The organism is Actinopolyspora sp. BKK2, assembly GCF_011291845.1.
In the GTDB taxonomy this organism is placed as follows: domain Bacteria; phylum Actinomycetota; class Actinomycetes; order Mycobacteriales; family Pseudonocardiaceae; genus Actinopolyspora; species Actinopolyspora saharensis.
Window position 1 is genome coordinate 20,492 of the sequence record NZ_JAANTE010000006.1, and the last position, 24,142, is coordinate 44,633.

Sequence of the window (24,142 nt, forward strand, 5' to 3'; positions counted from 1 at the left end):
CCGGCGCCCGGCGAGCCGCGCGGATTGGCATAGTGGGGGCATGGCAGGTCCCACCGGAAGGACCCGCACTGCGCTCGCGGTGCTGGGATGGTTCGCCGCCGCAGCGGTGGCGGTCGCGGTGGGGCTGGCGGCCGTGTCCGCGCTCGGACGCGGCATCCTCGACGGAGGGCCTCCGATGACCGGTCAGGACGAGGTGCGCCGCGAGCTGGCCGGGCCCGCGCCGACCGCGAACGACGAGAGCACCGCGGAGAGCCGACCCCCGGCTTCCGGGCAGCGCGACCTGCGGCACACCCCGGGAGGAACGGTGGTCGTCAACTGCTCCGGCGGGCGCGCAGCACTGCTCTCCTGGAGCCCGGCGCAGGGATTCCAGGCCCAGGACGTGCAGGACGGCCCCGCCGAGGAGGCCGAACTCACCTTCGAGTCCACCGACACGGAAGTGGAGATCACCGTCGAGTGCGGCGACGGCGAACCGCTCGTGTCCACCGAGATCGACCGGTGAGGCGGCCTCCGGTCAACGAGCTACCAGTACCGGTAACGAGTACTCCGCAGCGACTCCACGGCCCGCTGTTTGACATAGATACCCCCGGGGGTAGTCTCGAACACGAGACCACGGAGGTGATTGTCATGCAGATGAGGCCCGAACTCGTCGGCGACGCCCTGACCCGCCTGCGTCGCGCCCAGGGGCAGCTTGCGGGCGTAGTCGAGTCGATCGAGGAAGGCGGGGACTGCTCCGAAGTACTGACCCAGCTCGCAGCCGTCTCCCGCGCCTTGGACCGTGCCGGATTCAAGATCGTTTCCAGTGGGATGCGGCACTGCCAGCAGAGCCGGGAGGATGGCGAGGAGCCCGAGATGACCGAGCAGGAACTGGAACGACTGTTCCTCGCACTGGCCTGAGTGCCGACCCACGGCGAGTCCCAGACTCTCGAAATACTCTTATACCCCTGGGGGTAATAATCCTCCCTTTCAAGAGGGACAACCTCCGATTCCAGGAGCAGGCATGAGTGGGATCACACAGGAGAACGACACGACGGAGCTTCCCGGCTGCCTGACCACGCAAATCATCGCCACTTCCTCGCTGGGTGATCGCAGCTATCTCGCAACCGACGGAGCGGTCGCCGTGGTGGTCGACCCGCAGCGGGACGTGGACCGCTTCCTGGCCGCGGCGGGACGACTGAACGTACGAATCGCTCTCGTACTGGAAACGCACGTGCACAACGACTACGTCTCGGGCGGACTCGAGCTCGCCCGCCTGACCGGAGCGGAGTACGGCATCGCCGCCGACGACGAAGTCGCCTTCGAACACCGTCCGCTGCACGACGGCGAAACCATCGAGCTCTCCCCGCGAATGCGGGTGCGCGCGATGTCCACTCCGGGGCACACCTATCACCACCTCTCCTACGTGCTGGAGGGCGAACGTGGTGCCGTGGGAGTGTTCACCGGAGGGTCGCTGCTGTTCGGCACCACCGGGCGCACCGACCTGATCGGAGAGCAGCACACCCACCGGCTGGCCGAGCACCAGCACGCATCGGCGCGCAGGCTCGCCGAGTCGCTGCCGGATGGAGCGCGCATCTGGCCCACTCACGGCTTCGGGAGCTTCTGCTCGGCCACGCAGGCTTCCGGGGACTCCGCCACCATCGGCGAGCAGAAGGAGACCAACCCGGCCCTGACCCTCGCGCGGGACGAGTTCGTGAAGAAGACGCTGTCCGGGCTCGGCGCCCACCCTGCCTACTACGCCCACATGGGGGTGCGGAATGTGCAGGGACCCGAGCCGATCGACCTGCGCACTCCCGCGCGCGCCACCCCCGTTGAGCTCGCCCGGCGCCTGGACGCGGGCGAGTGGGTAGTCGACCTGCGCACCCGCAAGGCCTATGTGGACTCCCACTTGGCAGGCACGGTCAGCTTGGGGCTGGACGGCCCGATGGCCACCTGGCTCGGCTGGATGATCGACTGGGGAGCGCCGATCACCCTGATCGCAGACACCCCCGAGCGAATCACCGAAGCCCAGCGTGAGCTGGCCCGCATCGGTATCGACCGATTCGCCGCCTCCGCCACCGGTCAACCCGAGGATCTGGCCGCGGAGGACAGGCTTCGCAGCACCTGGACGGCCACCTTCGGAGACCTGGCCACGGCACGCGCCGGAGAGCACGAACGACTGCCCCGTGCGGAGACCGTGCTCGACGTGCGCACTAACAACGAGTGGCACGCCTCCCACGTCGAGGGAGCCACCCACATCCCGTTGTACGAGCTCGGTGAGCACGCCCAACAGCTACCGGAGGGGGCCGTGTGGGTGCACTGCGGGAGCGGTTATCGCGCCGCGGCCGCCGCAGCGCTGCTGGAGCGCTCCGGGCGCACCCCGGTGCTGATCGACGATGTGTTCGACAACGCCGAAGCGGCGGGAATCACGCTGGCCTCATCGTGAGGACCTGGACCCGCCGGTGGCGAGGAGCGAGACGGTGTGGCCAGAGCCGTCACGACGTGGCAGAGGAGCCGGCTGGGCCATCCCATCCGGTGAAGAAGACGAAAGGCGGTACCGATGCCCGGAGAAAACAGGACCACTATGGACACACCAGCGGTTCGTGAGCTGATCGGAACGAACCCGCGCACGCGCCTCATCGACGTGCGCACTCCAGGGGAGTTCACCACCGAGCACGCCCCCGGATCGCACAACGTACCGCTGGACCTGTTGCGCGAGCGCAGCTCAGAGCTCGTTTCCGCGCACGAGGATCCGGTGGTGCTCGTGTGCGCATCAGGCAACCGAGCCGAGCAGGCACGTGAGCTGCTGGAATCGGCCGGATTCACTCAGGCCCAAGTGCTGCGCGGCGGTCTGGGGAACTGGCAGGAACACGGCGCTCCCGTCGAACACGGTTCCGGTACCTGGTCCCTGGAGAGGCAAGTCCGACTGGTGGCGGGGTCACTGGTGTTGCTCGGCGTGGCGGGCAGTGTTCTCTTCCGCCCCCTGAAGTGGCTCGCCGGATTCGTCGGTGCCGGGCTCACCTTCGCCGCCGTCAGCAACACCTGCGCCATGGCCCGCCTGCTCGAGCTGCTGCCGCACAACCGCGCGCCCCGGAACCAGGCATCCGAACTGCTCGCAGCCCTGACCGACCGGCACCCTCCGGCGAGTTCCGGCAGCTGAGCGGATCTCCCCGGACCGGTGGTCGTCACCGCACCGCCCGGTTCGGAAAGATTCGCGAACTCGCTCGAGCGGAACCCGCCGCGTGCCCTGGAAGTGGGGAAGGCCCAGGGGGCTCCGCTCCCGAGCACGCCCGCTGTGCCCGACCGGTGCGCTCTCCGAAGGAGATGAGTGATGATCCCGGCCGCCGTTTTCGGAGCGGTCATCGGTTTGGCGCTCGGTTCGCTCGGGGGCGGCGGGGCCGTGCTGGCCGTTCCCGCGCTTGTCTACGGCGCAGGACTGCCGCTGCGGATCGCGATCCCCACCTCGCTCGCCGTTGTCGCCGTGTCGTCGCTGGGTGGCCTGCTTCCCCGCGCACGACGCACCCTGGTGCGGTGGCCGATCGCAGCTGTGTTCGCGCTGACGGGCGCGCCGGCGGCTTTCGGCGGCACCGCCCTGGGACAGCTGCTCCCCCAGCGATGGCTCCTGCTCGCGTTCGCGGCGCTCATGGCCGTCGTGGCCTTGCGCATGCTGCGCAGCGGCGAAGAGCGGGGCGGGGCGTGTCGAACCGTCGAGGGCGGAATCGACTGGCGCAGCTGCCTGCCGAAGTCGATCGCAGCCGGGGCCCTGGTCGGGGTGCTGACCGGACTCTTCGGGGTCGGTGGCGGATTCGTCGTGGTCCCCGCGCTGACGACACTGCTCGGTATCGGTTCCCGAGCCGCCGTGGCGACCTCGCTCGTGGTGGTCTTCGCCAACTCGGCTACAGGGCTGGTCGCGCACGCGGGAGCGGTGCAGCTCGACTACGGACTGCTCGGCGTCTTCGCCGGAACGGCACTGGTGGTTTCGGTGCTGGCGGGTGCTTTCGCCGCGCGACTGCCCGCACGGCTCGTGCGCGAGTGGTTCGCCCGAGTAGTGCTGACCGTGGCCGCCGGGGTGGCGCTCGCCGCCGTATTCGCCCCTTCAGCGCTCGGTGGGTGAACAGCAATCCGGACGCATTCACCGATCGCCGGTGCGCAGATTCCCGGGTCGCTGAAAAGATCGAGAAGACCGGACGCCAAGCGATCTCGGAGAGCGGACCGCCGAGGACGAAAGGTGGTATGCAGGCCTCTCCCAGCGGGCGGAGAAGGGCTTCACGACTGTTGCTCTCCGAGGACGTCAGCTCCATTGGAGACACGGACGCGGCCACCGCAACCGCGAACACCGTGCAAGCAGGGGCCGCCCCATGTGCGGGGTATCAAGAGGCCGAACCGGTTCAACTGCTCCGGACTGATGCAATGGTCCTGCGAGCAGGTCGGTATTTCCCTGTCCGCCTCGACACGGATCCAAGCCGGCGCGGAGAGGGCCGCTTCCCAACTGCGTCCGGGCGACGTGCTCTTTTACTGCTCCTCACCCGGCCACAACGGCTGTACATCAGCAACGGCAAGCTCGTACACGTCCCGACCGGGGGACAGGCGGTCAAAGTGGAGAACTTCCTGGGCACAGGTTCCGTCGCCCGCTCCGTCGCAGGGTCGGATGACGCTCCGCCGCCAAGCGCCGAACCTTCTCACCACCGGATACGGTGCCAGCCGTTCCGCCAGTGCGCTCGCTTGCCCGCGCGGATGAACCAGCACGAGGCGCTCGATCCAGTGACTGCCTACCCCCTATCACGATGATCAAGATTTTTTGATTTCACCATAACGGGCCAAGGCCTCCCGGTGCTCGTGCTCATGATCGACGAGGGGCCCCGGGTAGTTCAGCGCCGACCCGGTGGGCGCTTGCCACGGCCGGTGGACGGCACCACCCTCAACGCCTCTCAGCTCCGGCACGTAATCGCGCACGTAGTCACCAGATGGATCGAACTTCTCCCCCTGGGTGATGGGATTGAAGACGCGGAGGTACGGGGCGGCATCCGTCCCCGTGCCCGCCGCCCACTGCCAACCGTGCTGGTTGGAGGTGACGTCACCGTCGACGAGGTGGTGCATGAAGTGGCGGGCACCCCACCACCAAGACAAGTGCAGGTCCTTGACGAGGAAACTCGCCACGATCATGCGCACTCGGTTGTGCATCCACCCATCGGCCAGGAGTTGGCGCATTCCGGCGTCAACCACGGGAAATCCCGTCCGGCCGCGGCACCACGAGTCGAACCGCCTCCGCACGTCATCGTCAACGTCCAGTCTCATTCGGTCGAAATGGCGATCGAAGTTCCGACGCGCGCTCTCCGCCCAGTTCCACACCACGTCCGCGTAGAAGTCACGGAAGGCGAGCTCGTTGCGATAACTCGACGCCCCGTGACTGTCGCTGTCGGCGAGGTCGGCGAGCAGAGTGCGAGGATGCACACACCCCAAGTGCAAGTAGACGGACATGCGGCTGTTCCCCCGATCGGTCGGGGCGATCGCGCTGCTGGTGGTACCGTTCGAGACCACTGTCGACGAAGCGCTGCCAGCGCTCCAGCGCGTGCTCCTCCCCGGCCGGGGGGCAATGTCACCGAATCGAGCTGTTCGTCGACGGGCACGACCACACCACCGAGGCCCGCGACATTCATCCACTCCACGACGGAGGCGTCCGTGTCAACGGGTGGTAACCATCCGTGTGCGCTCCAAGCTCGCCGGAACGGTGTGAACACCCGGTAGGGCTGGCCGTCGCCTTTGGTGATGCACCCGGGCTCAATCGCGTACGGCGATCTCGTCGACACGAAGTCGACGCCCATACCCTCCCATCACTCGCTCCACCCGTTCGTCGCGCCGATGCCCGTAGGGATTGGTTTCGCCCGACACGTACACGCTGCCGGCTCCGGCCTTCTGCGCCAGCTCGGGCAGAGCCGTCTCCGGAGGTCTCTCCAGCGCGAGCAACCGGCCGTCGAGCCGGGCGTCGAGGGCTCGCAAGCACCGGTAGAGAAACGTTCGCCGCGGTGGACCAGCCGGCATGATTAGCCGCGTGTCCAGCACGAATACCGCCAGAACGCGGTCGGACCACCGGGGACCGTCAGCAGAGCCGGATGGTCCCACAAACGGAGATCATGTCGGAACCACAGGATGGCGAGAGTGCTCATACACCGGCGTTACGCACCAGGGCCCCGGTGGGCACGGGAAACCAGGTGTGTCCGGCAGTAGTGCTTCCGGGAGCTTCATCAGGAGCGCGGGCTCAGAAGTGTCCGACTCCGTGCGGAACTCCATCCGAGTTCGGAGCCGCGTCCCGGGAATACGGAGGGTTCCGCTCAGCACCCATCCACGACGGAGGAACGAAAAACATCACTCGAAGGCGCGGCGAACTCTGGCGGCGGTGAGCACAACATTACGGCCCATTCCGCCGAAGACCAGGGCGTGGAACGGGATGACCGACCACCAGTAGACGTGCCCGGCCAAGCCGTGCGGCACGAAGACGGCCCGTTGCTGGTATAGGGCTCCCCCGGAGTCAGTCGGGGTGACACCGAGTTCCAACCATGCCTGCCCGGGGATCTTCATCTCCGCGCGCAGGCGCAGCAGCCGTCCCTCGTCGATCTCCTCGACACGCCACCAGTCCAGGGCGTCACCGGTTCGCAGACGAACCGGGTCACGTCGTCCGCGGCGCAGTCCGACACCGCCGATCACCCGGTCGGCCCAGCCACGAACCGCCCATGCGAGCGGGAACGAGTACCAACCGTTCTCACCACCGATACTTTCGATCACGCGCCACACATCGGGAACCGAAACCTCGCTGTACCACAACCGCGTGTCCACGTAGGCACTACCGCCCGCCCAGTCCGGATCCGAGGGCAGCGGTTCGGCGGGTGCCTCGGCGGGCGAGGCGTCCGACCATCGAGTCTCAATCTGGGCATGTCGAATCCTGTGGAGGGCCAGCTCGACCGCGCGATTGTACTCAGTGACCCCGCCCTCCGGTTTCGCGACGTACCCGTCGATGTCGTGATCGCCACGGACCGCCTCATGGACCAGCGATTCAATCAGCGGTCCCCCGATGCTCTTCGGCACCGGGGTGACGATGTTGATCCAATGCGAGCTCAACCTCGGGGACAACACCCCGACCGGGAACATGACGCGTCGGGGCAACCCCGCCACGGCAGCGTAGCGTCGCATCATCTCCGCGTACGTGAGCACTTCCGGCCCGCCGATGTCGAAGGAACGGTTGACCTCGGGGGGTAGATGTGCCACGGCTACGAGGTAGTGCAACACGTCGCGCACGGCGATGGGCTGTACCCGGTTGCGCACCCAGCTCGGAGTGATCATGACTGGTAGCCTCTCGGTCAGGTAACGCAGCATCTCGAAACTCGCCGAACCCGAACCGATGATCACCGCTGCCTGCAGCGTCACCGTCGGAACTCCGCTGCGCAGGAAAATCTCGGCCACCTCAGCCCTGGACCCCAGGTGCTCGGACAGGTCATCGTCGTCGGGGTGCAGACCGCCCAGGTAAACGATCCGCCCGACACCGGACTCGCGAGCGGCCTGCGAGGTGCACAGCGCCGCGCGCCGGTCCTTGGCGGCGAAGCCGGTTTCCGACATCGAGTGCACCAGGTAGTACAGCACGTCCACGTCGCGACACGCGACGGCCACTGACTCCACGTCGAGCACGTCGCCCCTGACGACTTCGACCTCATCGCGCCAGGGCACGTCACGAAGCTTGCCGGGATCGCGTGCGACGCAGCGCACCCGATGCCCGGCTCGCAGCAGTCGTGGCACCAGACGACCCCCGATATAACCGCTGGCCCCCGCAACCAGACACAGCATGTAACCATCCACCCATCACACCGAGCTTCGACCGTCCCCGGTCGCGAGCGCTCGACCATTACCGATCTCCCGGGACACGCCTCGAGCCGAACGGGGTCGTGCGCTGTCCCGATGGTCGCGGCAACAACAGCCGCGCGCGAGTCCGAACCGGATGCGAATGCGCTCACCAGACCTGGGCGCTTGCTCTCGCGGACACCGGGGTTCGAAGGACGCCGGCACGGTGCGACGGAGAGTCGAATAGCGCCCGTCCCCGGCTCTCGGGGCGGCGCTCGCGGGCGGGGACGGATCTCCTAACCTGTCCCCGAACCCGTTTCTCGGCCGGTCGTCGAACCCGACGCGGACGAGTCGCCCCGGGCGGTCGCGCGGCGGGTGCGCCCACCGCGCGCAGGACCGCGCCGGTGACACCACAACGCGGCCGGAGCGTGGCTCCGGAGCCGGTTCACCGTCCACAGCCGGTTTCCGAGCAGGAGCCCGACCGAGAGTTCGGACCGAACAATCACAGGGGAGTTTCGATGATCTTCATCGCCGTCAAGTTCCGCGTTCTTCCCGAGTCCGCGGACCGGTGGCCCGAGATCGCGCGCGATTTCACCGAGGCGACGCGTGCGGAGGAGGGCTGCTTGTGGTTCGACTGGTCCCGCAGCCTGGAGGACCCGAACGAGTACGTCCTGCTCGAGGCCTTCCGCGACGGGGACGCCGGGGCCGCGCACGTGCAGTCCGAGCACTTCAAGACCGCCCAGCAGACCCTTCCGCCCCACCTGGCGGAGACTCCGCGGGTGATCAACACGCCGGTGGATCAGGACGACTGGTCCCGGCTCGGTGAGATGGCCGTGGACTCGGAGAGCTGAGCGCACCCGCTCAGCCGAACGTCAGGCGCCGGGCCGCTCCGGGCCCGGCGCCTTCTCGTCCGCACAAGCGGCGTGCCCGCTCCCCCGCCCGACCAGTCGGAACTGCCGCGAGGGGGCCTACTCGATGTCGGGCACCCGGAGCGAGAGCCCGCGAGAGGTTCCGCCACGCAACCATCCGAGCAAACCGAGCCGCCGACTCTAGTCGGCCCCGAGATACGCCTCGATAGCGTCCACACCTGCGCGGGCCCCGCCGTACCCGCTGATGGTCTCGGCCATCTCGCCCACGGCCTTGGTGATCTCCCCGTCCGCGGCGACTTCCTCGATCCGCTCACGCAGCCGCGCGGCGTCGGTCAGTTCCTCCTCGGCGAGCTGCCCGCCGAGGTTCAGCTCGCGAACCCGCTCGGCGTTCATCTCCTGCTCCACCATCCGGGGAGCCGTGATCAGCGGCACTCCGTAGGAGAGGGACTCCATCGTGGAGTTCATCCCCGCGTGCGAGAGGAACACGTCGGCGTGCCGCAGCACGGCCGTCTGCGGGAAGCGGGCACGCACCTCGAAGTTCTCGGGGATCTCGCCCAGCTCCTCCGGACCGACCCGGTTACCGATGGACATCGCCACCTGCCAGCCGGTGTCGGCGAAGGCCTCGATGCAGGTCCGGTAGAACTCCAGGTGTCCGTGGAAGATGGTTCCCAGCGAGACGAACAGCAGTGGCCGGTCCGAGCGCCGGGGCTGCCACTGCTCACGCTCGGCCCGACCGCCCAGCAACGGCCCGAGGAAGGCGAACCGCTCGTCGAAGCTGTCCGCGTGGAACTGGAACTCCTGCGGGATGAACACGAGGTTCAGCGCGCCTGCCGGTTCGGCCATCATCGACTCGCTGTCGAGCTCGACACCGTGCTGCACGGCGAGTTCGCTCATCCGCTCGGTGAAGTCCCGCAGCACCGGATGGTTCTGGTCGAAGTCCTCCGGAGCCCGCTTCAAGAACTCCGCACGCATCGAGAACTCCTCGTTGCCCGCGTGGGTCGGGACCAGGGAGATGTTGGGGACTCCGAGCTTCTTCGCGAACACGCGTCCGGCCGGGGTGGCCGAGTCCGCGCAGACCGCGTCGACGTGCTCGTCGGCGAAGTGCTCCGCCAACTTCGGCAGCGTCTCCCGGGTGTCCTCCAGGAACTTCTCCATCATCGGGGCCATCACCTCCGGGGTCAGCGCCCCGTCCCCCGCGGGGGCGGAGGGCTGCTCCATCGGCACCGGAACGGGTTCGGCACCGGCGGCGCGCACGGCGGGGACCATGTCGGAACCGGTGGCGTAGCTGACCCGGTGGCCCCGGCGAACCAGTTCCTCGACGAGTGCGAGTGACGGATTGACGTGCCCGTAGGCGGGCATGCTCACGAAAGCGAAATGTTTGCGCATCATCTTCCGAATCGATTCCGCTGCTTTCACAGGGGAGCGACTTCACAGGGAACGGCGTTCACGGACGGCGGGGGTCACAGGGGCCGGCGAAACCCCCTGACCGCGAACACGGCGCCGACCACGAGCAGCAGCACACTGGTCCCCAGGGCGGACCAGACCCCGCTGCCCACGGGCAGCGCCAGGCAGAGGTCGCGGGAGGCGTCGACGGCGTAGGTGAGCGGGTTGATGCGGGCCACGACCCGCAGCCAACCGGGCAGCGCGTCCAGCGGCACGAACGCGCTGGAGGCGAACATCAGCGGGAACATCGCCAGGAAGCCCACGCTCTGCATCACCTCCTCCTTGCGCACCCAGGAGGCGATGGCGAGAAAGACCCAGGTCAGCGACCAGCTGACGAGCAGGGCCAGCAGCCACGCGCTGATCGTGCCCGTCAGTCCGCCCTCCGGCGCGAACCCGAACAGCACGGTCGCCGCCAGCAGCAGGACCACGAGCTGCACGGCGGTGCGGAACATGTCGGCCAGGCTGCGCGCCACCAGCACCGTGCCGAGCCGGATGGGCAGCGCCCGGAACCTGCCCAGCACGCCGTTCTTCATGTCGGTGATCAGTCCGACACCGGACTGCAGGGAGGCCCCGATCCCCGTGGTCACCAGGATCGCGGGCATCAGGTAGTTGATGTAGCTGTCCGTCTGGGACGCGATGCTGCCCATCAGCGCCTTGCCGAAGACCTGGCTGAACAGCGTCAGCATGATCAGCGGCTGTAACAGGCTGAAGACGACTATCCGCGGGTCGCGCAGCACCGCGCGCAGCGACCTGCCGGTGAGGACCGTGACCTGGGTCCAGACGCTCGCGCCCTGCCAGTTGCGACGTTCGTGCTCAGTGCCCGCGGACCCGTCCGGAGGAGCGGTCAGTGTAGTGGTCATGTGCGCTTTCCGATCGTCGTGTCAGGCCGCCTGATGCGCGGAGTTGGCCAGGGTCAGGTAGACGTCGTCCAGAGTCGGTTCGCCCAGTCCGAGCCCGCTCACCTCGATGCCGGCCTCGTCCAGCGCGCGCACGACCACGGCGAGCTCGTGCGAGGCGACCACCGGTGTGGTGATCACGTGCCGCTCCGCGTCGTGCACCGGGCTCATCCCGCCTGCTCGCAGCGCGTTCACCGCCCGCTCCGCGTCGGCGGGGTCGGCCAGCGTCGCGGTGGCGGTCCGCTGCCCCACCTCGGCCTTGAGCTCCTCGGCCGTTCCCGAGGCGACGACCTTGCCGCTGGACAGCACGGTGATGGAGTCGGCGAGCCTGTCCGCCTCGTCGAGGTACTGCGTGGTCAGCAGCACCGTGGTCCCGTCGTTGACCAGGTTCTCCACGATCCGCCACAGCCCCATGCGGCTGGACGGGTCCAGTCCCGTGGTCGGCTCGTCCAGGAAGATCACGTCCGGTCCCCCGACGAGGCTGGCGGCCAGGTCCAGCCTGCGGCGCATCCCCCCGGAGTAGTTGCGCGCGGGACGCTTGGCGGCCTCGGTCAGCTCGAACAGCTCGAGCAGTTCCTCGGCGCGCTTCTTGGCCGCGCGCTTGCCCGCTCCCAGCAGCCTGGCCACGAGGACCAGGTTGTCCAATCCGGACAGTTGCTCGTCCACCGCGGCGAACTGCCCGGTCAGGCCGATGCGGGAGCAGACCTTCCTGCTCTCCCGGACCACGTCGTGGCCCGCGACGCGCGCCGTTCCCCTCGTCGGAGGGGACAGGGTGCTCAGGATGTTGACCAGCGTGGTCTTGCCCGCGCCGTTGTGCCCCAGCAACCCCAGTACCGATCCCCGCGGCACCTGCAGACTCACGTCGTCCAGTGCCGTGAACTTGCCGAATTCCTTGCTGACGTGCTCGACCTCGATGGGTGGTCCTGTCATAACGTCCTTCTTCAGCGGTGCTCGTGCTGGCCCGGTTCGGCCAGGACCCCGTTGAGCAGCACGTCGATGCGCGATTCGATCGCGGGCTGCTCGTCTTCCGGGGTGGTCGTTTCGAATCGCGTACTCATCAGCAGCCCGAGCAACATCCGGGCGACGTCGCCGGGCGACTTGCGGAACCTGTGCTCGTCCCGGGCCACCAGTTCCGCGCAGGCGTCGATCAAGTCCCGGACGAACTGGGGCCCGCCCTCGGTGCGGTGCTGTTCGGCTTTCTGGTGCCGGTGCACGTCGTACTCCGAATCGGAGAGATTGTGCACGAGCCTGCCCAGCCGGTGGAAGTGGTCCAACACGATCGAGGAAGCCCGGCTCAGCCGATCGGCCAAGTCATGCTCCGGTGGGATCGACCTGATGCGCGCGCACGCCTCGTCGGTGCGGAAGGCCTCGGAGACGCAGGCTTGCATCAGCTCGTTCTTGTCCGTGAAAACCCGGAAGATCGTTCCTTCCGCGACCTCGGCGGCCCGCGCGATCGAGCGGGTCGTGATGTTGGGCCCCTGCTCGACCAGTAGCGGCAGCGTGGCCCGAACGATCTCCTCCCGACGTCGTTCCGAACTCATCGCGGGCGCCCTGCGCCGAGAACGATCCGTGCTCACACGACCAGTTTACTGAGTGAGCACTCACTCATCAAGGCGCTCCGGGTGTGCGCACGACCACTTCCACAGCTCCTCCGTGGCACAGCGCCCCGCGGGGCTGCCCTCCTGCTTCCGCGCAGCCCGGCCCGGCCACTGCCGCGCGCACCGGCGGTCAGCCCCGGACCGCCATCGACACGTCCACCCGGTTCGGCCGCACGCTGCGGCTGCCCTCCTCGGGATCGAGCAGGAAGTCGCAGCGCTCCACCCGGCCGGAGCGGGCGGCCAACCGGTCGACGGCGGGCTGCAGCCCCGAGGCCGAGGCGGCCACCGTGACCGGCTCCTCCGGCAGCTCCTCCACCTTGTAGCTCCCGTCGGGCGAGGTCAGCATCCTCGCCAGCTGCACCCCGCGCCCGTCCGTGACGGTCACGCTCGCCCCCGGCACAGCTGCCCCGGAGGCGTCGGTGACCGACCCGGCCAGCGTCCGGTGCCGCACCGGTTCCGGAGGCTCCACCGCGGGATCGACGACCACATCGCCGTCGTCCACGTGCTCGTAGCCGCCAGCGGTCTCCGCAGTGGACCCCGCGGCCGCACCGGCTCGTGACCTGCGCCGCACGAGCAGCTGGTTGAACACCACCAGCGCCACGCCGAGCAGCACCCAGGCGGACAGCCCGAGGGTGGCGCCGAGCGCTCCGGTCCCCTCGAAGTAGAGGATCCCGCGCATCGCGTGCACGGCCTGCCCGAGCGGCATGACCAGGTGCAACGACTGGAAGAAGCCGGGGACCAGATCCTTCGGGATCGCCCCGCTGCTGGAGGGCAGGCTCAGCAGGACGAACAGCCCCACGGCCACACCGGGGAAGAACTGCTTGACGAACGGGATCAGGCCGAACGTCGTCCAGGCCACGGCCTGGGTGAGCAGGAAACCGACCAGCAGGAGGAGCGGATCGTTGTAGATGACGTCCAGCGACAGGGCCGACCCGTAGACGATCAGCGTCCCCAGCAGGCCGACGCCGACCAGCGAGCCCAGCTTCTGCCTGGTGGTCAACTCCGCCCGCAGCAGCATCATCACCGCTATGTAGGGCGGGATGTTTATCGCCATCAGGCAGTAGAACAGCCCGGTCCCCATGACGTCACCGGGAGCGGTGGGCACGATGTCGGTGGTGGTCAGCTGTTGACCGGACTGCTGCGCGACCGGGGTGAAGACCTGGCGCAGCATCTGCACGCTCGCCTTGCCGTTGGCCGAGGCGTAGAACAGCTCGCCGTTGGCCGGGTCGTAGGCGGCGGTCGCCTCCCTGTCGTCGATCGACTGCTTCGCCGCCTGCACGTCCGGAACCGCCGTCACGTCGAAGCCGTCGGGCACGGACCGGTTCAGCGCGATGTCCAGCCGCTCCGCGCTCTGCTCACCGACCACGGCCACTGGCATGTCGCGCGGCTGGGGAGCGTGGAACGGCAGCAGGTAGCAGACCATGAACCCGACGATGAAGAACATCGGGAACCACAGAGTCGAGACGAGCTTTCGAGCCAACTGCTTCGGCTGCTCTTCGGACACCAACACTCCTCACCACGAGTTCGGGAACCGATTCGCGATCAACCACGGACAGCGGGCCGCGGACTCGGGCGACCGCCTGCGCGACAGCGCGTCGAACGACGGACACGATCGTAGCACTTTTCGTGCAGGGACTGCAAAAATGCAATCATGCACACTATGACGAGTGCCCGGTTTGTCCGCCGTCAAGAACCGCGACTAGGATGAACCCCCAGCTCAGCCGCCCAGTGGCCGCAGCCGCAGCGAGGGAGAGCCACACGATGGCCAGACCAGCGCACACAGCGCCGAGAACAAGCGGAAACACGGCATCCACCGGCGCTGATGTGAGCACCGGCGGACTGCGCGAGCGCAAGAAACGCGCCACGCACCAGGCGCTGCAGCGAGCGGCCGTCAGCCTCTTCCGCGAGCACGGCCCGCACTCGGTCACGGTCGAGGACATCTGCGCCCACGCCGACGTCTCCCCCAGGACGTTCTTCAACTACTTCACCTCGAAGGAGGAAGTGCTCGTCCCCTGGGACCAGGAGACGATCACCAACACACCGGAGCGCGTACTTGCCCGCCCCGACACCGAGGAACCCCTGCGCACGGCGCAGGCCGTGCTCGGCGAGGCCATGAACACGGCCATGAGCGGCTCCACCTGGCGCGACCAGGCGGTGATCCTGCGCGAGAACCCCGAACTGATCGAACGCGTGGTCACCGCGTTCCGCGCCATGGAGTCCTCCCTGGTCGAAGGCCTGGCCCGGAAGAGGGACGTCTCCTGCGAGGACCCCTACGTCCGCCTCGTGGGCGCCACCGCGATCACCGCATTGCGCGTCTCCGTGCAGGCCTGGCAGGAGTCCGAATCGGACTCGAGCCTGCACGAGTACCTGGATGAGGCGTTCGAGCAGCTGCATCGGGGACTCCGCCCGAACGATTAGGAGTTTTCCGGGTTCGGTTGGCGTAGGTGGTTCCGTGGCGGAACCTCAGTCGGCGCCCGGCTGCGGGTGCCCCGACATCGAGTAGCCACCTACGCCACGTCGGGGCCGTCCTCGCCGGGCACTCGACTGAGAACCCGCGGCGGTGCCGACTGCGCAGGCTCAGAGCACCTGCGTTGGAGCGGAGCTCTTGGTCGGGAGTTCCTGCCCGGGGTCCCCAGGGGCTCGGTTGGCTCGCGGCGGTGCCGGCTGGTCGGGTGGCGGTCCTGTTCACACCCCTGTGCTCCGGTAGGACTTTCCACAGTGGTGATCACCGAGAGTGATGCACGGCATACTGAACCGCCGAACGAACGAGCGAGTTCGGACGACAAGCGCTACCCTCCTTGACAAGCAGGAATCCAAAACGCATACCGCCGACCACACTCGAGTGAACAGCTGCGAAGCTAGGACTGCGTCCATTCCCGAGCGCCCCACTCTGTTTCGTCAAAGGGAGGAGTAGCGGTGGCGATCGCCGAAGCAGCACACGAAACGCAGCAAGAACACTCCGAGGAGGGAAACCCGCACGAGAACAGCGCGCCCGACCGAAGAGCGCTGTTCACCACGGGAGGCGTGGGCGTACTGGCCGCCGCGCTGTTCCTGCTGATCCGCGGCGGACTGACCGACGACGCCTACATCACCATCGACTACGCCCGGAACCTCGCCTTCCACGGGCACTGGGGGATGATCGAGCAGGAGTTCGCCAACACCGCCACCTCCCCGCTGAACGTGCTGGTGCTGGCTGCCTTCACCTTCTTGCTGCGCCAGCCGGTCCTCGCGCTCGGCGTGGTGTTCGTGCTGGCGAACGCGGTGCTCGCCCACTCGCTGCACCGGACCGCCCGGCACAGCGGCTTACCGTGGTTCACGGGCCTGCTGGGGAGCCTGCTCGTGCTGCTCAACCCGTTCCTGCTCTCCTCGGCGGGCCTGGAGATGACGCTGGCCTCCGCGCTGCTCGGCCTGCTGCTGCTCGGCGCCACGAGCCGCAACCGCGTGCTCTTCGGAGCCGCCGCGGGCCTGCTGGCGCTCACGAGGCTGGACCTGGGGGTCTTCGTCCTGGCACTGCTCATCGGCCGACCGAGCCTGTGGCGCAAGTGGTGGCGATGGTTGCTGACGGGCTGCGCGGTCGCGCTGCCCTGGTTCGCCCTCAGCTGGTGGGCCTTCGGCTCGGCCGTGCCGGACACGCTCGTGATCAAGCAGCTCCAGGAGCACTGGGGCGACTGGGACTTCGGCAACGGTCTGGAGCTGTACTACACGACGTACCCGGCGGCCACCGCGGCCGCGCTGAGCGCGGCCGTGCTCGGCGCCGTGGCTCTTCCCGCGTGGGTGATCACTCGCTCGCTGCGCCGTCCGGGAGCGCGCGACATCCACCCCTGGGCACTGCTGGGAATCGGCGGAGCCGCGCACTTCTACGTCTACACCCTGCTCGGCGTACCGCCCTACCACTGGTACTACGTGCCGAGCATGATCGGACTGTCCGTGTTCGCGGCCGCTGTCGTCGGGGTGGTGGCCACCACGGTCAGCGTGCGGCGGAGCGCGCTCCCGCTGCTGGCCACGACGGTGGTCGTGGCCCTCGGCGCGGGTGTCGTCGTCAACCAGGCGCGCGTGGCGCTCGAAACCGGGCTCCCCTGGAAGCACGCCTCCATCACGACGAACTGGGCCAAGCCCTCCGACTACGCGCGGATAGGTGAGCGGGTCGGTGACATCGTCGGGGACGGCACGGTGCGCAGTCCGGGCGAGATCGGCACCCTCGCCTACTTCTGCGAGTGCGCGGTGGTGGACGGGCTGGCCGACCGGGGCTACCTCGCCCCCGAGATCCGGAAGCGGATCGACGAAGCGGGGCCGGTGACCTCCGCCCTGCTGCGGGCCAACTACCGGAACTTCACCCCCACGGAGCCGCGCGAGGTGGACTACGAGCTGCACAGGGTGATGGGGCCGGGGCCCGATCCGGCGTGGAACATCGACTCCCCGTGGACCGAACCCGCGCACCTCGTTCTCGAACCCGTGGAGTGAACCGGCCCGAGCGCGTGGTGCCGCGTTTCCGCAGTGCCCGGCGGAAACGTGGCACCCCCGTGACCGGGAGGTGAGCGACCGTCACGTCCCGGTCCGGTGCAGCGGGTTGGGCTGACCCCGGTGGACGTCCTCCGCGGTGGAAAGCAGCCGCATGGTGGCCAGGGCCTTCTGCGGAAGCGTCGGCGCGAGCAGGGCCGCCAGGTCGGACCGCGCGTGCTCCCCGCCGCCGGTGGCCGCCACCCGCTCGGCCGTTTCGACCAGCACCGAGCGCACCACCTCCCACGACCGCGACCGGGCGATCCCGGGGGCCTCGCCCAGTGAGCGGACCACCTCGGCCAGGTTGACCTGCAGCGCGGAGTGGCCCAGCTTGGCGTGCAGCTGCTCCACGTGCTCCACCACCGTCGCTCGCGCGTGGCGCGCCGCGCTGTCCCACCCGGCCGCGCGCGTCCGACCGCGGTGCACCCGCATCCCGGCGAAGTCCCGCAGCAACAAGCGGACGGGTTCACCACCGCGCACGACCAGCAGGGTGTTCTGCATGTGCGCCTCCAGCGCCACTCCGTGGCGCGAGAGCAGCGGCAGGGTCGCCGAGAACAGCAGTTCTCCGTAGCTGCGCAGGAAGCGCTCACCGGCCGCGAGCGCGCTCGTGCCCGTGCGCGCGGCCAGCTCGTCGACCAGCTCGGCCAGCAGGGTCCCCTCGGCAGCCGGTGACGGCGCCCGCAGCGCCGAGACCGGAACGAGGTGCTCGGCCGCACCCAGCTGGTCGGCCGGGTCCTCCCGCAGCAGGGCGGAGAGTCCGCGCAGGCGAGCCGGTCCGCTCGCTGCTCCCTCCGGAGGGGCGAACGCGATCCCGGCCAGATCGGAGACCGTGCCCACCCTGCCCGCCGAGACCGGATCGCCGTCCAGCAGTTCCCGCAGCAGCGCGCTCGTGCCCGGGGCGTCCCGCGTGGTCTCCGGCGAGATCGTGCGCCGGGTGGAGGTCAGCAGCACGTCCAGCGAGGTCTTGATCGTCAGCCGTCTCCCGTGCCTGCCGGGCAGAGCGGTGACCAGGGTGCGCACCGACAGGGTGGGTCTGCAGGGCAGCCGGGGCCCTGCGAGCGGAACCAGTTCCCCCGCGGCGAGCTCGCCCGCGTACTCCCGCGCGAGCACGTTGCGGCGCTGCCACGGGTGAACCGGGACGAGGACGTACTCCTCCGGAGTCCTGCCCAGCTCGTGCAGTTCCCGCACCGCGCACGCCAGCAACCGGGGGAAGTGCTCCCCGAGCAGCTCACCGACCGAGCGTCGACGCGCGTCCCCGGTCGAGCACGCGAGCTTCCGGCCGAGGGCAACCAGCTCGATCTCGACGTGCGCACCGCCCTCCGGGGTGTAGGCCAGCGAGTCCGCGACGGAGAAGCCGCGGCGCACCTTGCCGCAGGGGTGGGTGCTGTGCCCCTCCCCGGTCAGCATGTCCAGGTCCAGGGCTACGTCGCTGCCCGGGCGTCCCGCGGCCGGCGCGCCCGGCGGGTTCGCTCCGCCCGAGTGCGCGGCCCGGGGCAGCGCACGCCTCCGCCGTTGCACCAGCACCCTGGACAGCGCCAGGTTGCACGCCGAGTCCGCGAGCTCCTCCCGCATCCGGTCCCAGCCCGCGCTCGGATCGGCTTCCCGCAGCACCTCGATCAGCCGTTCGGCGCGCTCCAGCGAGTCGACTTCGCCGTCCCGGCCCACCAGCACCGGAACCGACACCCGGCCGAGCCCGAATCCGGGCCCCTCCTCCCGCAGCGCCGCCACGGAGCGGCCCCCCGAGAGCCGCACGATCGCCAGAGTTCCGGCACCGTCCGCGAACCTCCCCAGCAGCGCCTCCGGCAAGTCGTGCGCCTCACCCGGCCGCGGAGGCCACCGGAAAGTGGCCACACGTCCGCGCACCCCCGGTGCGTCCTCCCGCAGCAGCGCAGCGAGGAAACCGCGCGCGGTCTCCGCGCGGGCCGTCGGCAGGGCCCGCGACCAGCAGTGCGCCAGCTCCGCGTCCCGCCGACGCAGCTCCGCCAGCACGGCCGCCTCGCGGGAGCTCAGCGTGCCGCTGCCCGCGCGCACCGCGGAGGGGCCGCTCACGAGCGGGCCAGCGGGTTGGGGGCCGGGACGTAGCGCTGCTCGGTCACCAGCCCGGACAGGCGCATCGTCAGCATGGTCTTCAACGGCCACGGCTCGTGCAGCAGCGCGGCGGCGTCGGCGCGGGCGGCGGCCGCCTCCTCCGGGGAGCCCGCCGCCGCGACCAACCCGGCGAAGCAGCTCCGCACCCGCTCGGCGACCACCCGCCACAACACCCGCTCCGGGCACCCCGCCGCCACGGCCAGCGCGGCCACCAACTCCCCCAGGTGGTTGACGAACAGCGGGAAGAACAGCTTGTTCCGCAGCGCTTCCGGATCGTGGCAGCACACCCCCGTCCCCTCCAGCAGCCGCGGGCGGCGCCCCGAGCGCCGCAACCGCTCCCCGAGCACGCGGGCCCCGCCCAGATCGCGCACGAGCCACGACCTCGGTCGCCCGGAGCGCAGGACCAGCACGGTGTTCTGCGGATGCGGTTCCAGCGCGATCCCGTAGCGCACCAGCAGGGTGAGCAGCGGGGACAGCCCCAGGTCCAGGTGCGCGCCCAGCCAGCGGCGGGCCACTTCGCACCGGGACGGCCGACCGCCACCGCCCGCGCCGTCCACGGCCCGCCGTTCGGTCAGCACGTCGTGGATCAGGGGGTGTCCGGTCAGCGGGGAGCGCGCCGACAGGGCGGCCACCGGCAGGGCGACCTCCCCCGGGTTCGTCGACTCCGCGGGGTCCTCACGCAGGATCGCCCCGAGGGAGCGGTTCCGCGCCCTGGACCGCTCCGGCGAGTCCGCGGCCGACTCGCCGATCAGCCGCGGATCGTGGCGCATCCCGACGAGCTCCCGGCAGACGGCGAAACCAGAGCCGCCCAACCGGTCCGGAGGTGCGAGCGCGGGATCCGCGGCGGCCAGCTCGTCCAGCAGCCCCGAGATCCGTGGACCGTTGTGCACCGCCTCGGCGGACACTCCCCGCACCGCTCCGGTCAGCCGCACCTCGAGCGCGGTCTTGACGTGCACCCCGGCGCGCTCGCCGCGCTCGCGCACGTCGAGCGTGCGGGTCGACATCAGCGGACGCGCCGGAGCGGTGGCGGAGAGCACCGTGACGGCTCCGCTGCTGAGCGCGGCGCCGTGCAGCCGGGGCAGCGCGTGCCGCAGCTGGTGCGGGTGCACGGGGATCAGCGCGTGCTCACCGGGGGCGAGCCCCCTGCGCACCAGCTCGGACTCCGCCGAGTCGGCGGTGGCCGGAACGGTTCGACGCAGTTCGGCGCGGAGGGCTTCCGCCGGATCTCGCTCACCCGTCGCGGTGGCCCCGGACACCAGTCGCCGGGGAACCGCGACCAGCCGCAGGTCGAACTCGGCCCCGAACTCGGGGGCGTAGCGCCGGGCGTCCCCCGGCGACATCCCGGTTTTGATCTTGGCTACCGGCTGCAGCGGGTGCCCGTCCACCACCCACTGCTCGAAAGCGGTCAGCAGCGGATCGTCCGCCCCCTCCGCGACGCGCAGCGCGCACACCAGCTCGGTGAACGGCCGGGTCCGCACGTTCGAACGCTCCCCGACCACCGCCCGCACCCTTCCGGCACGTCCCTCGCACGCGCGCCGGGCGCGCGCGAGTCCAGAGGCGCTGTCGGCCACATCGGCGCGCAGGCGCAGCCAGGCGTCCGGATCCCCCTCCAACAGCCCGGCCCGCCGGAGCACGTCGAGGAATTCCGCGGGATCGTGCGGGTCACCCCGCGCACCACCGTCCCAGGAGGGCGCGGAGACCGGCGCGCGCAGCTCCCGCCTGCCCGTCTCGGTGACGATCCCGGTAGGCAGGACCACCCCGCGACGGGCGGCCTCGGCCGGGTCGAGCCACCCCTCGCGCACCAGCGCCGAGACCAACCTGGACAGGACGGTCCACCGGGCCGAAGCACGCCGGTCACCGCAGTCCCCCGTCCCCGCGACGTCTCCGGGAGCGCTCGCGGCCGGAACCACGTGATCGCTGTCCACACCCTCATGCTGATCTTCGGAGCCGCCGGGGACAACTCCCCTCACCCGCCTTGCGCAGTCGCCCCGGGCGAGCCCTGGGCACCGGCGCCCGGTTACCGGAATGCTTAACCAGCTCGGAAAGCGGGTATCCGAGACGGAGGCGGGCAACCACGAGTGAACGCGAGCCCGGACAAACGACCTGCTGGAGGCCCGGAATGGCCAACACCGCTCACTTCAGGCTGGGAGACGACGTGGCCGCCCCCTCGGTGATCGTGCGGGACGACCGCGGCGCGGAGATCGTCGAGCTGGAGCTGCCTCGGACCGCGTCCGAACCGCCGCACGCCGACGACGAGCTGCTCGCGGCGGGCTGGAACCGCAGCGCCGACTGGACCACCACCGACGACGGCTGGGTCGCCCCGGTCGTGTCCGCCTGAAGTCGCCCCGGAAAGCACCTCGGCACGAAGGAATCCGCGAATGACGGAACAACTCCCCATCCCCGAGTTCGACGAACTGCCGCTGACGACGATGCAGCACCGGATCCGCTCGCTGGAGGAGGAACAGCTCAACACCCTGGTCGAGCACGAACGCGCCCACGCGGACCGGCCGCAGGTGCTCGAACTGCTCAACACGCGGTTGGAGGAGCTCCGAGCGGGAGCGACGCCGACCGAAGGCGGTGAGGGCAAGCCCGCGGACCAGCCCGAGCACGGCAGGGGAGGATCCGACGTCACCCCGAAGGCCCCGCGCAGCTCCGACCGCCCCACCATGCACGGCACCTCGAGCCGTTCCGGATACGGTATCGAGCACCGGTGACGCCCACGGGCGAAAGCCACCCGCGGACAGCGCCCGCGTCGCGGATCGAAAGGCCCCGACGAGCGAGCACCCGCCGCGGAGCACCCGCCGAGCCGAACAGCGATTTTCTCCCAGGGAGCGAGGTCAATGCCGCGTTTGGGCCTGATCAGTGATCCGGACTCCCCCGATCACGTGGCCAGGGCGCTGGCGCAGCAACTGCCCGAACAACTCGAGGAGCACATCGGCGGTTCCGAGTGGGTCGTGGAGGTGGTGTGCGATCCGGTGGTGGCGGGGCGCAGCAAAGGCAAGGAGATCCTCGACGCCGTCGAGAACCAGCGCACGGCGCAGCGCTGGGACTACGCGATCGGAGTCACCGACCTGCCGCTGCGCACCAGCAGTCGACCGGTGCTGGCCAACATCGGCGGGGAGCACCCACGCGTCGGGCTCGTCTCGCTGCCCGCGCTCGGTGGGCTCCAACCGCGCCGCCGGGCACGTCAGATGATGCTGCAGGCCGTCGACGAGATCCTCAGAGCCACCGAGGAGTCGCGCGGAACGGAATCCGCCGAGGAGCAGCCCCGGAAGAGAAGGCGTGGCCTGCACAGCGCGCTGACCGAGCTGCTCGCCCCCATCCGCAGGGAGGAGCCGGAGGGAACGGCCATATCGGTGCGCTACCGGGCCACGAAGTGGCGCGGGCGGGCGCGGCTGCTCTCCGGGATGGTGCGCAGCAACACGCCGTGGCGTCTGGTGCTGGGCATGTCCGGGGCGGTGGCCGCTTCCCTGGCCAGCTCGGTGTTCGGGCTCACCTCGAGCACTGTCTGGCAGATCGGCGACATGTTGGGGCCGGTACGCCGCGGAGTCGTCGTCGCCGGTGTGATCGCGCTGATGACCGCGTGGCTGATCCTCACCCACCGCCTGTGGGAGAAGCCGCAGCACTCGCACGACCGGGAACAGCGCGTGCTCTACAACGCCTCGACCGCGACGACCGTCACGATCGGGGTCGGGGTGCTGTACATCGCGCTGTTCCTGGTGAACCTGGCGCTGGCGAGCCTGCTGATCGACCCCCAGCTGCTGGGCAGCAAGCTCGGCGGCACCACCTCGTTCGGCGACTACCTCGGGCTGGCCTGGGGGGCCGCCTCGATGGGCGTGGCCGCGGGCGCCCTGGGATCCGGGTTGGAGGACGACGCCACGGTGCGCCGCGCCGCGTACGGGTACCGGGAGGCCCAGCGCAGGGAGAGCCAGCAGCGGGCCGAGCAGCAGGAGGAGCAGCACGGTCGGAACGGCGGGTGAGCCCCTCCTGCCCGGCTGGGCTCCTCCCGGCGGGGATCCCGTACTGCCCCGACAACTGCTCCGCGGGCCCGAGGGCCGCGGGCTGCGGCTTGCGGGCTGCCGGCCGATGCCGAAACATGCTCAGGGACGCCTGCTCGCCGGGGCCGCCCGTCGCCACTCGTTGAGCCGCTCGTGGCTGCGCACCAGGCGCAGGAAGCTCGTCAACCCTATGCCGCCCACGGCGTTGCCCAGGGCGGTCCAGCCGAAGAACACCACCCAGGTCCCGTAGCCGTAGCCCGCTCCCGCGTGGATGCCGCCGAACAGGAACAGGGTGTCCAGCACCGAGTGGTACATGCTCAGCCCCGCCACCAGAAAAGCCGTGGTCAACGAGGCGAGCACCCGTGCCACGTCGTCGGAGGTGCCGATGCGCATCCTGGTCAGCAGGGTCATGGCGCTTCCGGCCAGCACGGCGAGCAGAAAGGTGTGCAGGGTGTAACCGGACTCGGCGAAGGTGCGCCCGGTCTCCACGGCCACCGAACCCAGCTCCGGGAAGGCGACCACCACCATCCACATGCTCAGCCATCCCCCGAACAGGTTGCCAGCCAGCGTGATCGCCCAGAACCGCAGCAACCGCCACCAGCCCGCCTCCCTGGCCAGCACCACGGCGATCGGAACCAGGAACCCCTCGGTGAACAGCTCGCTGTTGCCCAGCAGCAGAGCTATGAAGCCCACCCCGAAGGCCAACCCCGCCAACAGCTCGCTTCCGGTGGCCTGCTCGACGGCCAGGAAGGCCAGCACCCCCAGCGATATCTCCACCCCGGCTATGACGCCGCTGGCCAGCAGCTCGGCGACCGTCCGGAAGAGTCGCGGGCGACCACGGGCCACTATCGCGTCGAAGGCCCGCTCCACCTCGTCCTCGCGCAGCGGAGCGTGCCTGCCCTTGCTGTCGGTCCCCAGCTGCTCGTCGTCCTGATCTCCGCTAGCCATCGGCC

General features: G+C 69.7%; 20 protein-coding genes and 1 pseudogene. 11 read left to right on the top strand and 10 right to left on the bottom strand.

Annotation, left to right across the window (positions count from 1 at the left end; translation table 11 throughout):
* Window positions 1-40: 40 nt before the first annotated feature.
* From G9Q41_RS13870 to G9Q41_RS13890, 5 genes are all read left to right on the top strand, one after another.
* Window positions 41-499 (top strand): hypothetical protein, encoded by a 459-nt coding sequence (locus tag G9Q41_RS13870; RefSeq protein ID WP_165632942.1) that lies wholly within the window; start codon window positions 41-43, stop codon window positions 497-499.
* Between the two features lie 125 nt (window positions 500-624).
* Entirely contained in the window at window positions 625-894 is a 270-nt protein-coding gene (locus G9Q41_RS13875) for a metal-sensitive transcriptional regulator (RefSeq protein WP_165632941.1), read from the top strand.
* Window positions 895-997: 103 nt separating this feature from the next.
* Window positions 998-2,419: an MBL fold metallo-hydrolase gene (locus tag G9Q41_RS13880; protein WP_165632940.1), complete on the top strand. Its 1,422-nt coding sequence runs from the start codon at window positions 998-1,000 to the stop codon at window positions 2,417-2,419.
* Between the two features lie 138 nt (window positions 2,420-2,557).
* A complete protein-coding gene (locus G9Q41_RS13885; protein ID WP_165632939.1) occupies window positions 2,558-3,133 on the top strand; it encodes a rhodanese-like domain-containing protein in 576 nt (191 codons plus the stop codon).
* A gap of 171 nt (window positions 3,134-3,304) precedes the next feature.
* Window positions 3,305-4,087, top strand: coding sequence for a sulfite exporter TauE/SafE family protein (locus G9Q41_RS13890; RefSeq protein ID WP_165632938.1), 783 nt, complete (start codon window positions 3,305-3,307; stop codon window positions 4,085-4,087).
* A 674-nt stretch (window positions 4,088-4,761) separates the two neighbouring features.
* Here G9Q41_RS13890 and G9Q41_RS22725 read toward each other — a convergent pair.
* Together G9Q41_RS22725 and G9Q41_RS13905 are read right to left on the bottom strand one after the other, a co-directional pair.
* A pseudogene (locus G9Q41_RS22725) lies at window positions 4,762-6,137 on the bottom strand (deoxyribodipyrimidine photo-lyase).
* A 199-nt stretch (window positions 6,138-6,336) separates the two neighbouring features.
* A complete protein-coding gene (locus G9Q41_RS13905; RefSeq protein ID WP_165632936.1) occupies window positions 6,337-7,806 on the bottom strand; it encodes an SDR family oxidoreductase in 1,470 nt (489 codons plus the stop codon).
* Window positions 7,807-8,318: 512 nt separating this feature from the next.
* On the opposite strand from G9Q41_RS13905, the gene G9Q41_RS13910 reads away from it, so the two are divergent.
* Complete coding sequence (locus tag G9Q41_RS13910; RefSeq protein ID WP_165632935.1) at window positions 8,319-8,651, top strand: putative quinol monooxygenase; 333 nt, start codon at window positions 8,319-8,321, stop codon at window positions 8,649-8,651.
* Window positions 8,652-8,849: 198 nt separating this feature from the next.
* On the opposite strand, the gene G9Q41_RS13915 is transcribed toward G9Q41_RS13910, so the two are convergent.
* From G9Q41_RS13915 to G9Q41_RS13935, 5 genes are all read right to left on the bottom strand, one after another.
* Window positions 8,850-10,055: a macrolide family glycosyltransferase gene (locus G9Q41_RS13915; protein ID WP_165632934.1), complete on the bottom strand. Its 1,206-nt coding sequence runs from the start codon at window positions 10,053-10,055 to the stop codon at window positions 8,850-8,852.
* Window positions 10,056-10,129: 74 nt separating this feature from the next.
* Window positions 10,130-10,972: an ABC transporter permease gene (locus tag G9Q41_RS13920; protein WP_092524216.1), complete on the bottom strand. Its 843-nt coding sequence runs from the start codon at window positions 10,970-10,972 to the stop codon at window positions 10,130-10,132.
* 21 nt (window positions 10,973-10,993) lie between these two features.
* Window positions 10,994-11,938 (bottom strand): ATP-binding cassette domain-containing protein, encoded by a 945-nt coding sequence (locus G9Q41_RS13925; RefSeq protein WP_165632933.1) that lies wholly within the window; start codon window positions 11,936-11,938, stop codon window positions 10,994-10,996.
* 11 nt (window positions 11,939-11,949) lie between these two features.
* A complete protein-coding gene (locus G9Q41_RS13930) occupies window positions 11,950-12,585 on the bottom strand; it encodes a TetR/AcrR family transcriptional regulator (protein ID WP_347567549.1) in 636 nt (211 codons plus the stop codon).
* Window positions 12,586-12,736: 151 nt separating this feature from the next.
* Window positions 12,737-14,110, bottom strand: coding sequence for a carboxypeptidase regulatory-like domain-containing protein (locus G9Q41_RS13935; RefSeq protein WP_347567548.1), 1,374 nt, complete (start codon window positions 14,108-14,110; stop codon window positions 12,737-12,739).
* A 320-nt stretch (window positions 14,111-14,430) separates the two neighbouring features.
* Between G9Q41_RS13935 and G9Q41_RS13940 the strand changes: the two genes are divergently transcribed.
* Both G9Q41_RS13940 and G9Q41_RS13945 read left to right on the top strand, forming a co-directional pair.
* Complete coding sequence (locus G9Q41_RS13940) at window positions 14,431-15,024, top strand: TetR/AcrR family transcriptional regulator (protein ID WP_165632931.1); 594 nt, start codon at window positions 14,431-14,433, stop codon at window positions 15,022-15,024.
* 498 nt (window positions 15,025-15,522) lie between these two features.
* A complete protein-coding gene (locus G9Q41_RS13945) occupies window positions 15,523-17,067 on the top strand; it encodes a hypothetical protein (RefSeq protein ID WP_165632930.1) in 1,545 nt (514 codons plus the stop codon).
* Between the two features lie 81 nt (window positions 17,068-17,148).
* Here the strand turns inward: G9Q41_RS13945 and G9Q41_RS13950 are convergent, their stop codons facing one another.
* Window positions 17,149-19,152 (bottom strand): IucA/IucC family protein, encoded by a 2,004-nt coding sequence (locus tag G9Q41_RS13950; protein WP_347567547.1) that lies wholly within the window; start codon window positions 19,150-19,152, stop codon window positions 17,149-17,151.
* The gene (locus G9Q41_RS13955; protein ID WP_165632929.1) at window positions 19,149-21,116 is read right to left on the bottom strand and encodes an IucA/IucC family siderophore biosynthesis protein; all 1,968 of its coding nucleotides are present in this window, start codon (window positions 21,114-21,116) and stop codon (window positions 19,149-19,151) included. Before G9Q41_RS13955 ends, G9Q41_RS13950 begins: the two co-directional genes overlap by 4 nt.
* Before the next feature lie 194 nt (window positions 21,117-21,310).
* On the opposite strand from G9Q41_RS13955, the gene G9Q41_RS13960 reads away from it, so the two are divergent.
* The 3 genes from G9Q41_RS13960 to G9Q41_RS13970 all read left to right on the top strand — a co-directional run bounded on the left by G9Q41_RS13960 (window position 21,311) and on the right by G9Q41_RS13970 (window position 23,171).
* Entirely contained in the window at window positions 21,311-21,529 is a 219-nt protein-coding gene (locus G9Q41_RS13960; RefSeq protein WP_092524232.1) for a hypothetical protein, read from the top strand.
* A gap of 40 nt (window positions 21,530-21,569) precedes the next feature.
* Window positions 21,570-21,905 (top strand): hypothetical protein, encoded by a 336-nt coding sequence (locus G9Q41_RS13965; protein ID WP_092524234.1) that lies wholly within the window; start codon window positions 21,570-21,572, stop codon window positions 21,903-21,905.
* A gap of 126 nt (window positions 21,906-22,031) precedes the next feature.
* Window positions 22,032-23,171: a hypothetical protein gene (locus G9Q41_RS13970; RefSeq protein WP_165632928.1), complete on the top strand. Its 1,140-nt coding sequence runs from the start codon at window positions 22,032-22,034 to the stop codon at window positions 23,169-23,171.
* A gap of 120 nt (window positions 23,172-23,291) precedes the next feature.
* On the opposite strand, the gene G9Q41_RS13975 is transcribed toward G9Q41_RS13970, so the two are convergent.
* Entirely contained in the window at window positions 23,292-24,137 is an 846-nt protein-coding gene (locus tag G9Q41_RS13975; RefSeq protein WP_165632927.1) for a formate/nitrite transporter family protein, read from the bottom strand.
* Window positions 24,138-24,142 lie beyond the last annotated feature (5 nt).

Bases quoted from the DNA above. Each gene is read 5' to 3' on its own strand.
- G9Q41_RS13870 (WP_165632942.1), top strand. From the start codon at position 41: ATGGCAGGTCCCACCGGAAGGACCCGCACTGCGCTCGCGGTGCTGGGA.
- G9Q41_RS13875 (WP_165632941.1), top strand. From the start codon at position 625: ATGCAGATGAGGCCCGAACTCGTCGGCGACGCCCTGACCCGCCTGCGT.
- G9Q41_RS13880 (WP_165632940.1), top strand. From the start codon at position 998: ATGAGTGGGATCACACAGGAGAACGACACGACGGAGCTTCCCGGCTGC.
- G9Q41_RS13885 (WP_165632939.1), top strand. From the start codon at position 2,558: ATGGACACACCAGCGGTTCGTGAGCTGATCGGAACGAACCCGCGCACG.
- G9Q41_RS13890 (WP_165632938.1), top strand. From the start codon at position 3,305: ATGATCCCGGCCGCCGTTTTCGGAGCGGTCATCGGTTTGGCGCTCGGT.
- G9Q41_RS13905 (WP_165632936.1), bottom strand. From the start codon at position 7,806: ATGCTGTGTCTGGTTGCGGGGGCCAGCGGTTATATCGGGGGTCGTCTG.
- G9Q41_RS13910 (WP_165632935.1), top strand. From the start codon at position 8,319: ATGATCTTCATCGCCGTCAAGTTCCGCGTTCTTCCCGAGTCCGCGGAC.
- G9Q41_RS13915 (WP_165632934.1), bottom strand. From the start codon at position 10,055: ATGCGCAAACATTTCGCTTTCGTGAGCATGCCCGCCTACGGGCACGTC.
- G9Q41_RS13920 (WP_092524216.1), bottom strand. From the start codon at position 10,972: ATGACCACTACACTGACCGCTCCTCCGGACGGGTCCGCGGGCACTGAG.
- G9Q41_RS13925 (WP_165632933.1), bottom strand. From the start codon at position 11,938: ATGACAGGACCACCCATCGAGGTCGAGCACGTCAGCAAGGAATTCGGC.
- G9Q41_RS13960 (WP_092524232.1), top strand. From the start codon at position 21,311: ATGGCCAACACCGCTCACTTCAGGCTGGGAGACGACGTGGCCGCCCCC.
- G9Q41_RS13965 (WP_092524234.1), top strand. From the start codon at position 21,570: ATGACGGAACAACTCCCCATCCCCGAGTTCGACGAACTGCCGCTGACG.
- G9Q41_RS13970 (WP_165632928.1), top strand. From the start codon at position 22,032: ATGCCGCGTTTGGGCCTGATCAGTGATCCGGACTCCCCCGATCACGTG.
- G9Q41_RS13975 (WP_165632927.1), bottom strand. From the start codon at position 24,137: ATGGCTAGCGGAGATCAGGACGACGAGCAGCTGGGGACCGACAGCAAG.